This window comes from Streptomyces sp. NPDC001093 (genome assembly GCF_040298985.1).
Classification (GTDB): domain Bacteria; phylum Actinomycetota; class Actinomycetes; order Streptomycetales; family Streptomycetaceae; genus Streptomyces.
Map to the genome: position 1 here is coordinate 53,699 of NZ_JBEPBF010000009.1, position 15,095 is coordinate 68,793.

A 15,095-nucleotide genomic window follows, 5' to 3' on the forward strand; every position below is an offset into this window, starting at 1 on the left:
CTCGTGCGGCGGGCGGCCGGAATCAGGAGGGCTGGGACCCCTCCTGGGGTGGTGCCAGGCCCCCTGTCGCGCCGCCGGTCTCCAGGAGCGTGACGAGCGCCCGGGCGGCGGGACTGGTGGCACGGTCCGGCGGCAGCAGCGCCACGGTCTCGTACTCCGTCTCGCCCGTCCCCTTGAGCGGCAGTGCCGTGAGCGAGGGCCGCTTGTGCCGGAAGTGCCGGGGTACGACCGCGATCCCGAGGTTCTCGTCCACCAGGTCCAGCAGGCTGTGCACGTCGTTGACCTCCAGCGCGACCGTGCGCCGGACTCCGGCCGCGGCGAACGCGGCGTCGGTGGTGCGGCGCGGGCCCCAGTCCGGGTGGAAGTCCACGAAGACCTCACCGGCCAGATCGTCCGGGGTCAGCACCGCGCCCGTCGAGGTCAGCCGGTGGCCGGGGTGGCACAGCGCGGTCATCGGCTCGCTCGTCAGCGCCACCGAACGCAGCTGGTCGCTGTCCGCCTGGGTGCGGTAGGCGAAGGCGAGGTCGAGCCGGCCTGCCGCCACCTCCTCGGCCAGCGCGCCCGAACCGGCCTGCCGCAGCCGGATCTCCACGTCCGGATGCCGACCCCGGAACGCGGCCAGCAGCCGTGCCGGGTGCACCCCTGCGATGCACTGCTCGGTGCCGAGCGCCAGCGTGCCGCGCAGCACGCCCTGCACGGCCGCGACCGCCTCGTGCGCCGCGCGGACCTGCGCCAGGATCCGCTCGGCCTCCACCAGCAGCGCCCGACCCGCCTCGGTGAGCGTCACCCGCCTGGTGGTCCGCACGAACAGCGGCGCCCGCAGCTCCCGCTCCAGCGCCCGGATGGACGCCGACAACCCCGACTGGGACACCAGCAGGCGTTCGGCGGCCCGGGTGAAATGCTGGTCCTCGGCGACGGCGACGAAGTGCTGGAGATGGCGCAGTTCCATGATTGAGAAGCCTAGCCGCTGAATTCCATCGGATTCTTCTGTTGGACCGCTGCGTGCGGCTCGCGCGAGAGTGGCACCGGTAGATCGTGTGCCAACCCCTCTGGAGTCGCGTTGTACACCGCACATCCCGACCGTTACGCCGACATGCCCTACCGGCGCACCGGACGCAGCGGACTGAAGCTCCCCGCGCTGTCCCTCGGCCTGTGGCACAACTTCGGCCCGGACCGGCCCGTCGAAACCCAGCGGGCCATCCTGCGCCGCGCCTTCGACCTGGGCGTCACCCACTTCGACCTCGCCAACAACTACGGCCCGCCGCCCGGCGCCGCCGAGTCCGCGCTCGGCGAGGCACTCAAGGCCGACTTCCGGCCGTACCGGGACGAACTGATCATCTCCACCAAGGCCGGCTACCTGATGTGGCCCGGCCCGTACGGCGAATGGGGCTCGCGCAAGTACCTGCTGTCCTCGCTCGACCAGAGCCTTGCGCGCATGGGCGTGGACCACGTCGACATCTTCTACTCCCACCGCCCCGACCCGGACACTCCGCTGGAGGAGACGATGGGCGCCCTGCACGCGGCGGTGCAGCAGGGCAAGGCGCTCTACGTCGGCGTCTCCAACTACTCGGCGGAGCAGTCCCGCGAGGCCGCCCGCATCCTCGCCGACCTCGGCACCCCGCTGCTCATCCACCAGCCGCGCTACTCGATGCTCGACCGCCGCCCCGAGGACGAGGGACTGCTGGACGCCCTGGACGAACTCCAGGTCGGCTCCATCGCCTACTCCCCGCTGGAACAGGGCCTGCTCACCGGCCGCTACCTCGACGGCATCCCCGAGGACTCCCGGGCCGCGAGCGACAGCCCCTTCCTGAACTCGGACGCGGTCACCGAGGACCTCGTCGGCCGTCTGCGCGCCCTCGACGAGATCGCCGAGTCCCGCGGGCAGACCCTGGCCCAGCTGGCCCTGGCCTGGGTGCTGCGTGGCGGCCGGGTCACCTCCGCGCTGGTCGGCGCGAGCAGCCCGCAGCAGCTCGAGGACAGCGTCGGCACCATCCGCAACCTGGACTTCGAGGACGGGGAACTGGCGCGGATCGACGCGATCGTCAAGCCGTGAGCCGCTCGCCGACCTCCCGGAGGCGGGCCGCCGCCTCCGGGCCGACGGCGTAGACACCGCCCAGCCCCCGTCGAGCTGCGGGCCGGCGGCGCACCACACGCTGGTCGCCGCTCCCTGGGCGACGGTCTTCTGCTGCCAGGGGGTGCGTACCGGGCGGCCCTCCTCGTCGATGGTGCCGGCCGCCCGCAGGGCGTCCTCGGTGAGGCGCCTGGCGCACGCCGACCCGGCCCACCCCTGGCAACTGGAGGAGCCGGCGCGCGCCGCCTACCGGGAGTCGGTCGTCAGCTGAGCCGTTCCGCCAGGCGTACGGTCACGGTGTCGCCCTCCCGTTTGCCGATCGCCTTCCGGATGGCGGCCTTCACGGGGAGCTTGTGCCGGCCGTCTCCCAGAGCCATGAACGAACTCCGGAACGGGTGGCCGTCAACCGTGCCGCGGACCTTGACCAGGCCACGGGTGCCGAAGAACTCGGCCGAGCGCGGCCAGACCACATAGGTCCAGCCGCCGGCCTCCGGACTCCTGTGAAGAACCGCGGTGAACTCCACGTCCACCGGACCGCTCGTCTGCATGGTGTACCTCCGTGTGCCTCGGTGTGCCGCCGCGCGCGGCGCCCTGCCGGGAACCGTGTGTCAGGACAGACCGTCGCGCGCGGCGGAACTCATCGCCGGCCAGGCGGTGTCAGGCACCCGCCGGAACCCGGTCGAGAAAACCCAGCACCTGGCGGATCCGGCCCTCGTCGTCCAGCGTGACGACGTCGAACCCGGCGACCGGCGCCGAGCCGTCGGCCTCGTTCACCAGCTCCCAGCCGAAGCGCGCGGTGTCGTGGTGTCCGTCCACCACACCGAGCGGTCGGAAGACGAACCCGGGGAACTGCTCGTGGGCCGCCGCGATCACGGCCGCGATGCCCTCGTGGCCGCGGACGTCGGCGAGCGGGTCGGTGTAGCCGCCGTCCACGGTCCATGCGGCGGCGACCGCCTTCTTCAGCTCCTCCGGCTCGGTGGCGTTCCAGGCCTCGAGGTAACGGACGGCGGCGCTCTCGTAACGGTCGGTGTTCGCGGACATGGTGAATCAGCCTCCATCGAGGTCGTGGCTGCGGACAACCGCTGGTCGGATCCGGATCCGGGGCTTCGCCGATCCGGTGTGACCACCATGCCGGAGCGCCTGGAGGCGGGTCGATTACCTGCCTGGTCATGCCCGGGGGCCGCGAACGCGCCGGTGTGTTCCGGCCAGATCGGGCGGTGAATATGCCAACAGACTGGCCGGAAAGTCATGGTGACAGTGTTTCGGGAGTGGCGATACTCGAACATCAGGGGCACTTCACCGCACAGGAGCCGCACGGAGAGCGAGGCCGGGCCGGGCGCAACCAGCGAGGCGACGGGGGAGTGAGGCGTGCACGACGAATTCCTGTGCCATGTCACGGCGTACGGCATGTGCGACGGCCGGCGCATCGGGGTACCGCTCGGCACCTATCGCGCCCCGACGCTGGCCCTGGCCCTGTGGTGGCTGCGCGACCGCGCCTCCTGGATCGCCGAGCGTCTGGACCCGAGCCCGGAGGACCCCGCCTTCCCGGGGGGCTCGCTGGTGCCGGTGGCGGACACGGTGGCCGACGTGCCCGCCCTGCTGCGCGCCTGGTGCGCCGACGACGTCCGGCAGGAGCAGGTGGCCGACGAACTGGCGGGCGGACGGCTGGTGCGGATCGCCGCCAGCGACGACACCACCGAGTACGAACTGCTCGCCGAGTCCGTCGACGCGCTCCGCATGCAGCGCACGCTGCCGGCACTCGTCGTACCCGTCGCCTGACACGTGTCCGCCGGTCGGTGCGGCACCCCGGCTCCGGGCGCACATGTGGGTGAATCGGTAGAATTCTGGCCATGGCGGAGCGGCCGATCGCCCCGACGGCGCCCGAACTCGTGCTGGAGACCGACACGGGCTCCACGATCATGAGTCCGGGGCACGACTATCACCTCGGGCGCGACCCGTTGAGCGACATCGTCCTGGACGATGCCCGGGTCTCGTGGCACCACGCCGTGCTGCGCTGCGACCACGATCGCTGGACCCTGACGGACGAGCACAGCACCAACGGCACCTACGCCGACGGCCGCCGCATCGACCGGTGGGGCGTGCGCCCCGGCAGCGTGATCCGCTTCGGCAACCCCACCGACGGCCCGCGCGCGGTCCTCGCCGGCGCCCCGCGGCCCGCCCCCGACCGGCCCTCCTCGGTGTCGCTCCCCCTGCTGACCGGCACCTTCCGCAGGCCCAGCAGTGTCCGCCCGCTGCCCGTGCGCTCGGTCCGCATCGGCCGATCCGCCGACAACGACCTGGTGGTGGACGACCTGGTCGTCTCCCGCCGCCACGCCGAACTGCGCGCCCACCCCGACGGCACGTACGAGATCGTCGACCTCGGCAGCCACAACGGCACCTACCTCAACGGCAGGCCCGTCACCCGCGCGCCCCTGGGCCCCGGCGACATCGTCGGCATCGGCCACGTCGCGTTCTGCCTGGTCGGCGACGAACTCCAGGAGTACGTCGACACCGGCGAGATCTCCCTCGACGTCCAGGACCTCACCGTCGCCGTCGACGGCGGACGCAAGGTCCTCCTCGACCACGTGTCCTTCCCGGTGGGGGAGAAGTGCCTGCTCGCGGTGGTCGGACCGAGCGGCGCCGGCAAGTCCACGCTGCTGAACGCCCTGACCGGGCAGCGGCCCGCCGACCGCGGCACCGTCCTGTACGACGGCCGCGACCTCTACCGCGACTACGCCGAACTGCGCCAGCGCATCGGACTGGTGCCGCAGGACGACATCCTGCACCCCCAGCTCACCGTGCGCGCCGCCCTGACCTACGCCGCCGAGCTGCGCTTCCCCGAGGACACCGCCGCGGCCGAGCGACGGGCCCGGGTGGACGAGGTCATCCGGGAACTCGGCCTCGGACAGCGCGCCGACCAGCCCGTGCACAGCCTCTCCGGCGGGCAGCGCAAGCGGGTCAGCGTGGCCTTGGAGCTGCTGACCAAGCCCTCGCTGCTCTTCCTGGACGAGCCGACCTCCGGCCTCGACCCCGGCATGGACCGGTCGGTGATGAACATGCTGCGCGGCCTCGCCGACGACGGCCGTACCGTCATCGTGGTCACCCACAGCGTCCTCAGCCTCGGTGTCTGCGACCGCCTCCTGGTGCTCGCCCCCGGCGGCAAGGTGGCCTACTACGGGCCGCCCGACGACGCCCTCGCCTTCTTCGGCTTCGAACAGTGGCCGGAGGCCTTCGAGGCCTTCGACCGCGATCCGGAACGCGACTGGGCCAGGGAGTACCGCGAGTCGCCGTTCCACCGGCACTACGTCACCGAGTCCACCACCCAGCCCCACCACCCGGGCCCGGCCCCCGTCGTCCCGGCGCCGCCGCCCCGCCCACGCGGCCGGGGCGCCCAGCTCGGCACGCTGGTCCGCCGTTACGCGGCCGTCCTCAGCTCCGACCGCACCTTCCTGCTCGTCATGATCGCCCTGCCGTTCGTCATGGGCGCCATGGCCCGCGCCCTGGCCGGCGGCCGGCTCGCCCGGGACACCGCGATGAACGCGCTGCTCATCCTGTGCGTCGGTGCCGTGCTGACCGGCGCCGCCAACGCGGTGCGCGAACTCGTCAAGGAACGCGTCGTCTACCAGCGCGAACGCGCCGTCGGCCTGTCCCGTTCGGCCTATCTGATGTCCAAGATCGTGGTGCTCGGCACGATCAGCGTCGTCCAGGCCGTCGTCCTCACCCTGGTCGCCCTCCTCGGCGTCGACCTGAACACCCCCGGCGGCCGGGGCGTCCTGCTGCCGCCGCTGGCCGAGATCACCCTGGCCGCCGCGCTGCTCGCGTTCACCGCGATGATGCTCGGCCTGCTGGTCTCCGCGCTGGTGCGCAAAGAGGAGGTGACGATGCCGCTGCTGGTGCTGCTCGCCATCGTCCAGGTCGTGTTCTGCGGGGCGCTGCTCCCGCTCAGCGGTGTGCCCGGCCTGGAGCAGCTGTCCTGGCTCGTGCCCTCCCGCTGGGCGCTCGGCGCCATGGCCGGCACCGTCGGGCTGTCCCGGATCGTCCCGGGCAAGCTGACCGCCGACCCCCTCTTCCGCCACTCGACGGGCGTCTGGCTGCTCGATCTGGTCATGCTGGTGGTGCTCTCCGTCCTCTACGGGCTCGTGGTCGCCCGGCTGCTGCGCCGGCACGAGCCCGCCGTGATGCGGAAGTAGGCGAACGCGATGGCACACACGCGGAAGCAGGCGTCCCGATGAGCAGAACGCCCAGTCCCGGATTCCGGCCCACGCACGTCGTGCCGCCGCGCGGCATGCCCGCCTGGGAGGCCCCCGACCCGGCCCGGCCCACCCTGCCCCTCGACCCGCTGCTGCCGGTCGAGCTCGTGGAGCGGCGCGGCGACTGGGGGTACATCCGCTGCGCCAACGGCTGGGGCGCCTGGGTCGACGGCCGCCGGCTCGTCGCCGTACCCGAGGACCCGCCCGCCGCCGACGGCCCGGCGGACACCGCCGATCCGCGGCCCCTGCTGACCCGCGCCGAGCAGGCCCTGGCCGATTACCGGTCCGCGGTGGAGGAACTGGCGGCCGGCGCCCTGGACGGCGAGGACTTCGAGGACCGTACCCGGGGCCTCAGGATCGGAATCGTCGTCGACGGGGAGTCCATGTGGCTGTACGACCCCGAGGAGGGCCGCTGGGTGTACGGCGACGGACGGCGGCTGACCACCTACGCCACCGACCGCGAGATCACCGGCGACAACGCCACCGGGCACGCCCCGACCCGGCTGGTCGCGCCCGAAGGCGAGCGCTGATGGCGCGCGAGACCAGCCTGTTCTCCGGCCGGCCCTCGGAGCTGATCGGCCGGCAGATCGCGAGCTACCTCATCGAGAGCGAGATCGGACGCGGCGGCATGGCCGTCGTCTTCCGCGCCCGCGACCTGCGCCTGGACCGCACGGTCGCGCTCAAGCTGCTCGCCCCCGAACTCGCCCGCAACGACACCTTCCGCAAGCGTTTCACCCACGAGTCCCAGGTGGCCGCGGCGATCGACCACCCGCACATCGTGCCGGTCTTCGAGGCCGACGAGACCGACGGGGTGCTCTACATCGCCATGCGGTACGTCGCCGGCAGCGATCTGCGCCACGTCCTGGACCTGCGCGGACCACTGCCGCTGCCCGATGCCGTACGGATCGCCGCTCAGGTGGCCTCCGCCCTCGACGCCGCCCACGAGCACGGCCTGGTGCACCGGGACGTCAAGCCCGGCAACATCCTGGTCGCCGAGGGCATCGACAGCGACCACCCCGAGCACGTGTATCTGACCGACTTCGGGCTCACCAAGAAATCGCTGTCCCTGACCGGCTTCACCAGCGTCGGCCAGTTCGTCGGCACCCTCGACTACGTGGCCCCCGAGCAGATCTCCGGCCGCCCGGTCGACGGGCGCTGCGACGTCTACGGCCTGGCCTGCGTCGTCCACGAGACCCTCACCGGCCGCCCGCCGTTCCTCCGCGACGACGACATGGCCCTCCTGTGGGCCCACCAGTACGACGATCCGCCCCCGCCGAGCGAGACCCGCCCCGGCCTCGACCCCGCGGTGGACCCGGTCTTCGCCAAGGCCCTGGCCAAGAGCCCCGACGCCCGCTACGACACCTGCCTCGCCTTCGTCGCCGCCCTGCGCGCCGCCACGGCGACCGGCTCCGGCCCGGCCGGTGTCCGCCCGGCGCCGGAGCCCGACACGGAGACGGACCACACGACGGTGAGCGGCCCGCCGAGCCCCCCGCACTGGGCGGATCCGGTGTACCGGGCGGACGCAACGGCGTGACCCCGCGGCCCGGTCGGCGACCCCGGGGCCGACGGGATCCTCAAGGCGGGCTCACCTCGCCCCGACGGTGCACCCGCCGGGCCAGCAGGCCGCCCAGGAACCCGGCGACCAGTCCCCACAGCGCGCCCAGGCCCACCGCCTGCCACAGCTGGGGTCTGAGGAACAGTTCTCCGGACAGTCCGCCGCCCAGGTCGCCGATGCCGAGCAGGGAGAGCCCGTAGTGCGCCGAGATGCGGCCGGTCAGACAGATCATCAGCACCGTCAGCGCCAGCGCCACGCCCAGGTGGACGGCGTGCTGCCACAGGCGGATCCGGGCCGGCGAGCTCGCTGCCATCCGGAAGGCCACGGCCAGCAGCAGGATCGCGTCCACGACCACCAGCCACCACCACCGGCCGTCGTAGTCGGTGAGCGAGCGCAGGTTGAGCGCGGAGACGTCCGGGGTGCGCAGGATCGCGTCCAGGACATGCGGCATGGGCAGGCCGAACGGGCCGTGCACGCGGCCGGTCCAGGTCGCTCCCAGACCGAGGGTGAGGGCAAGCCAGGCCAGATTGGGCAGGCCGAGCAGGATCAGCGCCAAGATCGCCGAGGCGTGCCCGCGAGTGGCCGCCGTGATCAGCGCGGTGACCAGGCCGATCACCACGTACGCGAGGAGCAGCACCACCATCGCGTGCGCCGCCGGGCGCACCGACTCCTGCAGACGCAGCAGCCGCCCCGGCAGCGGCGCCCCGCGCGCGACCAGCAGCGCCAGCACCAGCACCCCGGCCAGCCACAGCAGGCCGAACAGCACCGTCAGCGGCACGTCCGTGGTGAAGCCGACCCGGGGCGCGGCGCCGAACAGGCCGGTCAGGTCGCTCAGGGTGCCGCTGCCCACGTCGACGGCGAAGGTCTGCCGGGCACCGAGGGCCAGGCCGATCAGCACGAGCAGCCACAGCACCGCGATCCGGGCGGCCCAGCCGGCCAGCTCACCGGCCGAGGCGACCGCCCGGTGCCGCAGCGGACGCAGGAAGCCCCCGCCGATCGCCAGCGCGCCGACCAGGGTCACCGACAGCGGGATCACGGTGACCCCGGCCCGGGTCTGCGCCAGCGCGCCCGCGTTGCCGGAGAGTTCCACACTGCCGCCGACCGCCGTGACCAGGGTCGCGGCCACCACCCGCGGGAACGCGCCGTCCGGCAGGCCACCCGCTCCGGCCGCCCACAGTCCCAGCGACGCCACCAGCACCATGACGGCCAGCCCGGTCAGCACCGCGGCCACGGCCTGCGCCCAGCCATGACGGGCGACGGGCGGGGCGACGGTCGGAACGCTCACGGTTGACACGCTATGCAGCGGCCGGGCAGCCCGCCCGCCGGGTGGGCCGTTCGCGTCGGCTTGCGAGCCTCACGGCCCTGCGACACACAATGGGATCAATGTGCAGCCAAATGCAGCAAACGGGATTTGACTGAGAAAAGCCGCGCATCGCCTCGCGTACCGCTCCGCGTATCGCGACGATCGCGACGGGAAGAAGTGCTCGTGAGCGCCGAACCTCCGTCCTCCGGCCGCCCGACAGGGCCGCCCTCCGGCCCGCTGTCGGGCTCGTCCCGGCCCCCCTCCGGACCACCGCCCTCCCAACCGCCGGGTGGCGGTGCCGGTGGTGGAGCCAGGGGACCGCACGGGCCGTGGTGGAAGTCCGTGCCGCGGGTGGCGGCCCTCACCGCCGCCGTCGTCGCCGCCGTGGTCCTCGCGGTGGTCTTCACCCGTCCGGGTGGCGGAGGCAAGGGCGGCGAGGTCTTCCTGCAGTCCGCGAACAGCAGCGGCCAGGACCCGTTCACCGAATCCACCGCGAAGGAGAGTTCCGCCCCGCCCCCGCCCTCCGCCTCCGCCGCGCCCTCCGGCACGGCCAACGCGGTGCATGGGGTCGAGGGCGGGGCGCCCGGCCTGTACGGCGGCACCAACCGCACGCCCGCCTGCGACGTCGAGAAGCAGATCAGGTTCCTGCAGGCCGACCCGGGCAAGGAGAAGGCCTTCGCCTCCGTGGTCGGCGTCCAGCCCGCCGGCGTGCCCGCCTATCTGCGCTCGCTGACCCCCGTCCAGCTCCGCGTCGACACCCGGGTCACCAACCACGGCTACCGCAACGGGGCTGCCACCAGCTACCAGTCGGTCCTCCAGGCGGGCACCGCCGTACTGGTGGACAACCACGGCGTCCCCCGCGTGCGCTGCGCCTGTGGCAACCCGCTGAACCCGCCGGTCGCCCAGAAGAGCACGCCGACGCTGGTGGGCCCCACCTGGTCGGGGTACCGGCCCTCGAACGTGGTCGTGGTGACGCCCGCGCCGACGGTCGTCAACGTCTTCGTGCTCTACGACAACCACCACAAGGACTGGATCCACCGCGAGCGCGGTGACCAGTACGGCACGCACGACCAGCACGCCAGGCCGCCGATGCTCCCGCATCCCTGGAACCCGCCCCGGCCCCCGTCCCCGTCGTGCCCGCCGGGCTCGAAGCACTGCCCGTCCACACCGTCCACCCCGGGCAAGCCGAGCCCGTCGACGTCGCCGTCGACGTCGCCGTCGAGCTCGTCGCCGTCGCCGTCCAAGTCCTCCCCGTCCTCTTCTCCCTCCTCATCCTCGTCCTCTTCCTCGGCCTCGCCGTCGGCGTCGAGTTCGTCGCCGTCGTCCTCGTCCCCGTCGTCGTCCGCTTCCTCCTCCACGTCCTCGCCCTCTTCGTCGTCCTCGCCTTCGGCATCGAAGACGTCGGCATCGAAGTCACCACCGGCATCGATGTCGTCGGCATCGCGGTCGTCGGAGTCGAAGTCGCCGGAGTCGAAGTCGCCGTCCACCGGGTCGTCCTCCGCCAGTCCGGTGTCGCCGTCCGCGGGCTCGCCGTCGGCCCGGACCTCGAGCGAGAAGGCGTCGTCGCAGCAGCAGACGACCAGCTTCACTGCGCCGTCCTCGGCGAGTTCCGCTCCGGGCCCGGCGACCCCTGTGACCCCGGGGACGCCCGGCGAGTCGGCGATGACGCCCACCGCGCAGATGACGCCCACCGAGCAGCAGCCGCATGGTTCGCCTTCGGTGTGAGCGGTCGCGGCCCCGGGCAGCGTGACCATCGCCACTGTGCGCGGTCGGCGAACGCCCCGGGGGACTGCGGAGCCCGGCACGGGGTACGAGGACAGGTGCAACAGGCGTCCGGCCGGGCCGGGTCTTCCGAGAGAGACAGCATGACCAATTACCTGGGCGGGGCAGTGATACCGACTGGCTTCGACGTACCCGTGGAGCCGCTGTGGCGGGCGGCGCACTACACCGGCGAACCCGGTTGCATCGCCGAGGCGCGCGCCTTCGCCGCCCGCTTTCTGGAGCAGCTGTGCACCGAGTGGTGCGCTATCGCCGACCGCCGCGCCCACGGTGAGCTGCTCCTGCTCGTGAGCGAACTCGTCACCAACGCCGACCAGCACAGCAACGGCCCGTACATGCTGGAACTGGAAGGCACGGACAGCGCCGTCACCGTGTGCGTCTACGACAGCAGCTCCGCGCTGCCCCGCCGCTTCCCCAAGGACCCCCAACGCGTCGGACGGCACGGCATGGAGATCGTGTACGCCCTGGCCTCGGAGGTCACCGCGGAGCGTGTGCCCGTGGGCAAGCGGGTGCGTGTCCGCTTCGAACTCAACCGCTGATACTCAAGCGCCGATCTGGACCAGACGCCGTCTCAGGCGCGGTCGAGTTCGCCGAGCATCCCCTGGCGCAGTCGGGTGATGATCCGCTTGATCAGCCGGGACACGTGCATCTGGGAGCAGCCGAGCCGTTCCCCGATCTCCGCCTGGGTGGCCTCCTCGACGAACCGCAGATGGATGATCCGCCGGTCCCGCTCGCTGAGTTCCGCCATCAGCGGCGCGAGTGCGTGGAAGTCCTCCACGAGCCGCAGCCCCTCCTCCTCCACGCCGATGAAGTCGGCGAGCACCGCCTCGCCCCCGTCCGGCCCGTCGCCGGTGAGCGCGGCGTCCAGGGAGGCGGAGTTGTACCCGTTGGAGGCGAGCTGGGCCTCGACCACCTCGGCCTCGGAGATGTTCATCAGGGTCGCCAGCTCGGCCACCGTCGGGTCCCGGTCCAGTCGGCTGGACAGCTCCTCACGCGCCTTGGCCAGCTCCACCCGCAGCTCCTGGAGCCGGCGCGGCACGTGCACCGCCCATGTCGTGTCCCGGAAGAACCGCTTGATCTCACCGACGATGTAGGGCAGCGCGAAGGAGGTGAACTCCACCTCGCGGGCCAGCTCGAACCGGTCGATGGCCTTGATCAGGCCGATCATGCCGGTCTGGACGATGTCCTCCATGTCGTCGCCGCGGCCCCGGAACCGTCCGGCCGCGAACCGCACCAGCGACATGTTCATCTCGATGAGGGTGTTGCGCGCGTACTGGTATTCGTGCGTGCCCTCGTCCAGCTCGGCCAGCCGGCGGAAGAACTGACGGGACAACTCCCGTGCGTCACGTGGTGCGACGGACGCCGGATCCGCGATTCCGGGCAGTGATACCGATGCCTCGCCCGTCCTGTCCTGCTCGGTCCTCTCGGTGACCTCTGCTGCCGACCGGATCCCGGCGGTGTTCATTGCCTCTCCCACGATAGTCACGGCTGTGTCTGCCTCGGCGGCCTCTGCGTGTCCGTTTCCTGTCGTTCGCCGCCTGTACCGAAACCTGGTGTTCCATGCGTACCGGCGGGTGCTCACCGGGCGGGTACCCCCGGTGACGCCGCGCATGCACGGGACGTGACCGAAGACCGGGATGCAGGGAGGGGCGCCGTTCACCCGACCGGATCATCCGGTGGCCCGGCCGATGAGTTTCGCCGCGAGGATCGGTCCACCCTCACGACCGTGTTTCCCGCCCAGGAGGTGCTCATGACCACCGACGGATTCGTCACCTGCCTCTGGTTCGACGGCCAGGCAGAGGAGGCCGCGCAGTACTACGTGTCGATCTTCAAGAACTCCGCCATCGGTCGCGTCGGCCGCTATACCGAGGCCGGTCCCGGCCCGGCCGGCTCCGTGCTGGCCGTCGAGTTCACGGCCAACGGCCAGAAGTTCGTCGCGCTCAACGGCGGCCCTCAGTTCACGTTCAACGAGGCCGTCTCCTTCCAGATCATGTGTGCCGACCAGGAGGAGATCGACTACTACTGGACCAAGCTCACCGAGGACGGCGGCGAGGGCGGCCCCTGCGGCTGGCTCAAGGACAGGTACGGCGTCTCCTGGCAGGTCGTCTACGAGCGGCTGATCGACCTGATCGGCGACCCGGACCAGGAGAAGGCCGCCCGCACCATGAAGGCCATGATGGGCATGGGCAAGCTGGACGTCGCCGCGCTGGAGCAGGCGTACGCGGGGGAGTAGCGGACTCCCGGGGCTTGCCGGCCGTCACCCGGCCTCGGCGAGGATCTCGGCGATCACATGCCGGGAGTTCTCCGCCAGGGCCGGGTTGGTGTCCCAGTAGTACGGCAGCTGGATCAGCGAGACCGACAGCGCCCAGCCCCGCCCCCGCGCCCACTGGGCGTCGTCGGCGCCGACGGCCTTGCGGAAGGTGCCCCGGGCGGACGCGGGCAGCAGGTTCCAGGCCACGATCAGATCCACGGCCGGGTCACCCACTCCCGCGCAGCCGAAGTCGATGACCGCGCTCAGCCTGCCCTCGTCGACCAGCACGTTCCCGGGGGAGAGGTCCCCGTGGGCCCACACCGGCGGCCCCACGTGCTCAGGAGCCCGCAGGGACTCCTCCCACAGGGCCGTGACCGCGCCGGCGTCGACCCGTGCGCCGAGCTCGGCGACGGCCACCCGGGTGGGCTCGTCCCGGTCCCGCAGCGGGCCGCCCCGGTAGCCGGGCGGCGCGTCCTGCGGCTCGATCCGGCGCAGGGCGCGGACGAACGCCGCCAGGTCCTCGGCGAGCCGTTCCGGCTCCCGTACGGCGCCCGCCACCGGATTGTGCCCCTGGATCCAGCGGTAGACGGACCAGGGCCATGGATAACCCTCGTCCGGCTCGCCGATGCCCACCGCCTCGGGCACGGCGACCGGCAGCAGCGGCCCGAGCCGGGGCAGCCAGCGCTGCTCCCTTCTCAGGTCCTCCACGGCGCCGGGCCGCCGGGGCAGCCGTACCAGCAGGCCGGCGCCCAGCCGGAACATGGCGTTCTCGGTCCCGGAGGACGGCAGCCGGCGTACCGGCAGCGCGGCCCACTGCGGGAAGCGGCGGGCGATCAGGCGCTGGATCAGCGGGGCGTCGAGGTCGACCTCGTCCGCGTGCATCCGCGGCGGACTCTGGCTGTCGTGGGCACTCATGGCCGCCCATCCCAGCGCCTCAACGCCCTCGCTGTCGACGGAATTACCGCCGGGGCCCCGGCCTCAGACCCGGTCGGCCGCGATCAGCAGGTACTGGAAGCTGCCGTTGCGGTACGCGTCGAGGAACGTCTCCTCGATGCCCGTGACCAGATGGTCGGCCTCCCGGCGCAGCTCCCAGTAGGGGATCGTCGCCTGGGTCAGGTCCTCGACGTGCACCGGCACCAGACGGTTGCGGGCCATCGCCTTGAAGTACTCCGAGCGCGGGTGGATGTCGCAGATGTAGTGGGCGTTGATCAGCGACACCTCGCGCGAGGCCCGCCCGTAGGTGTCGTTGTAGCAGCCGGTGATCACCACATAGCGTCCGCCGCGGCGCAGCAGCCGGGCGTGCTCGGCGAACAGCAGGTCCAGCTCGACGTACATGGTGGACTCGTTGTTCCACGAGGCCGCGTACGCGCCTGTCTCGAAGCCGGTGTCGAGCATATTGCGGTGGTGGTAGCGCACCTTGTCGTCGATGCCCCGGGTGCGGGCCTGCTCGTTCGCGAACGCGGCCTGTTTGGCGGAGATGGTGACGCCGTCGGCGTGGCAGCCGTGGCGCAGATGCGCCACGACACTGCCGCCGCCCCGTCCGCAGCCGGCGTCGAAGACACGGTCGGCGGGGGTCAGCGGCCCGAGATGCGAAGCGAGCAGTTCGGCCTGGGCGTGTTCGAGCCGGTGCAGTTCGGCGGTGACGCGGTCCCGGCGCCGCTCCGGATCGGGCTCGTCGAGCACCGAACGGTCGGCCGCTCCGATGCCGTAGTGATGGTGGTACAGGTCGTCGATCCGGCCGAGCTCGAGGTTGACCGGGTTCTCCTCGGCGTTCCAGTAGTCCGCGACCCGGTTCTGGTAGACGGACTGGGTCGGGACCGGAACGGGCGCGGTCCGGGCAACGGGGGCGGAGGTCAAAGGTGGCTCCTCGTGGTGCATGTGACGGC

The 15,095-nt window shown here is 72.2% G+C and carries 15 protein-coding genes and 1 pseudogene; 9 read left to right on the top strand and 7 right to left on the bottom strand.

What is annotated here, in order from left to right; genetic code table 11:
- Positions 1–22: 22 nt before the first annotated feature.
- Positions 23–949, bottom strand: coding sequence for a LysR family transcriptional regulator (locus ABT288_RS07190; RefSeq protein WP_351603656.1), 927 nt, complete (start codon positions 947–949; stop codon positions 23–25).
- A 111-nt stretch (positions 950–1,060) separates the two neighbouring features.
- Between ABT288_RS07190 and mgrA the strand changes: the two genes are divergently transcribed.
- Both mgrA and ABT288_RS07200 read left to right on the top strand, forming a co-directional pair.
- A complete protein-coding gene (gene mgrA, locus ABT288_RS07195; RefSeq protein WP_351603658.1) occupies positions 1,061–2,053 on the top strand; it encodes an L-glyceraldehyde 3-phosphate reductase in 993 nt (330 codons plus the stop codon).
- A 142-nt stretch (positions 2,054–2,195) separates the two neighbouring features.
- Entirely contained in the window at positions 2,196–2,342 is a 147-nt protein-coding gene (locus ABT288_RS07200; RefSeq protein WP_351603660.1) for a hypothetical protein, read from the top strand.
- Here the strand turns inward: ABT288_RS07200 and ABT288_RS07205 are convergent.
- On the bottom strand, positions 2,335–2,619 hold the full coding sequence (locus ABT288_RS07205) for a DUF1905 domain-containing protein (protein WP_351603662.1): 285 nt from the start codon (positions 2,617–2,619) through the stop codon (positions 2,335–2,337). The two genes, ABT288_RS07200 and ABT288_RS07205, sit on opposite strands and share 8 nt — an antisense overlap.
- A gap of 109 nt (positions 2,620–2,728) precedes the next feature.
- Positions 2,729–3,112 (bottom strand): nuclear transport factor 2 family protein, encoded by a 384-nt coding sequence (locus ABT288_RS07210; protein ID WP_351603664.1) that lies wholly within the window; start codon positions 3,110–3,112, stop codon positions 2,729–2,731.
- A gap of 327 nt (positions 3,113–3,439) precedes the next feature.
- Between ABT288_RS07210 and ABT288_RS07215 the strand changes: the two genes are divergently transcribed.
- The 4 genes from ABT288_RS07215 to ABT288_RS07230 all read left to right on the top strand — a co-directional run bounded on the left by ABT288_RS07215 (position 3,440) and on the right by ABT288_RS07230 (position 7,855).
- Entirely contained in the window at positions 3,440–3,850 is a 411-nt protein-coding gene (locus ABT288_RS07215) for a hypothetical protein (protein WP_351603666.1), read from the top strand.
- A gap of 71 nt (positions 3,851–3,921) precedes the next feature.
- A complete protein-coding gene (locus tag ABT288_RS07220) occupies positions 3,922–6,261 on the top strand; it encodes an FHA domain-containing protein (RefSeq protein ID WP_351603668.1) in 2,340 nt (779 codons plus the stop codon).
- A gap of 38 nt (positions 6,262–6,299) precedes the next feature.
- Positions 6,300–6,851, top strand: a complete 552-nt coding sequence (locus tag ABT288_RS07225) for a hypothetical protein (protein ID WP_351603670.1) — start codon at positions 6,300–6,302, stop codon at positions 6,849–6,851.
- Entirely contained in the window at positions 6,851–7,855 is a 1,005-nt protein-coding gene (locus tag ABT288_RS07230) for a serine/threonine-protein kinase (RefSeq protein WP_351603672.1), read from the top strand. The genes ABT288_RS07225 and ABT288_RS07230 overlap by 1 nt, the downstream gene beginning before the upstream one ends.
- 40 nt (positions 7,856–7,895) lie before the next feature.
- Here ABT288_RS07230 and ABT288_RS07235 read toward each other — a convergent pair whose 3' ends face one another.
- Positions 7,896–9,170, bottom strand: a complete 1,275-nt coding sequence (locus tag ABT288_RS07235; RefSeq protein WP_351603674.1) for a streptophobe family protein — start codon at positions 9,168–9,170, stop codon at positions 7,896–7,898.
- A 192-nt stretch (positions 9,171–9,362) separates the two neighbouring features.
- Between ABT288_RS07235 and ABT288_RS07240 the strand changes: the two are divergent.
- Together ABT288_RS07240 and ABT288_RS07245 are read left to right on the top strand one after the other, a co-directional pair.
- Positions 9,363–10,565: pseudogene (locus tag ABT288_RS07240) on the top strand (DUF6777 domain-containing protein); the annotation flags it as partial.
- Positions 10,566–11,044: 479 nt separating this feature from the next.
- Positions 11,045–11,497: an ATP-binding protein gene (locus ABT288_RS07245; protein ID WP_351603676.1), complete on the top strand. Its 453-nt coding sequence runs from the start codon at positions 11,045–11,047 to the stop codon at positions 11,495–11,497.
- Positions 11,498–11,529: 32 nt separating this feature from the next.
- On the opposite strand, the gene ABT288_RS07250 is transcribed toward ABT288_RS07245, so the two are convergent.
- Positions 11,530–12,423: an RNA polymerase sigma factor SigF gene (locus ABT288_RS07250; protein ID WP_351603678.1), complete on the bottom strand. Its 894-nt coding sequence runs from the start codon at positions 12,421–12,423 to the stop codon at positions 11,530–11,532.
- Between the two features lie 285 nt (positions 12,424–12,708).
- Here ABT288_RS07250 and ABT288_RS07255 point away from each other — a divergent pair, with 285 nt between their 5' ends.
- A complete protein-coding gene (locus ABT288_RS07255; protein ID WP_351603680.1) occupies positions 12,709–13,191 on the top strand; it encodes a VOC family protein in 483 nt (160 codons plus the stop codon).
- Positions 13,192–13,215: 24 nt separating this feature from the next.
- Here the strand turns inward: ABT288_RS07255 and ABT288_RS07260 are convergent, their stop codons facing one another.
- Positions 13,216–14,124, bottom strand: coding sequence for an aminoglycoside phosphotransferase family protein (locus tag ABT288_RS07260; protein ID WP_351603682.1), 909 nt, complete (start codon positions 14,122–14,124; stop codon positions 13,216–13,218).
- Positions 14,125–14,187: 63 nt separating this feature from the next.
- Positions 14,188–15,066 carry a geranyl diphosphate 2-C-methyltransferase gene (locus tag ABT288_RS07265; protein WP_351603684.1) on the bottom strand — a complete coding sequence of 293 codons (879 nt, stop codon included), beginning with the start codon at positions 15,064–15,066 and terminating at the stop codon, positions 14,188–14,190.
- Between the last annotated feature and the right edge of the window lie 29 nt (positions 15,067–15,095).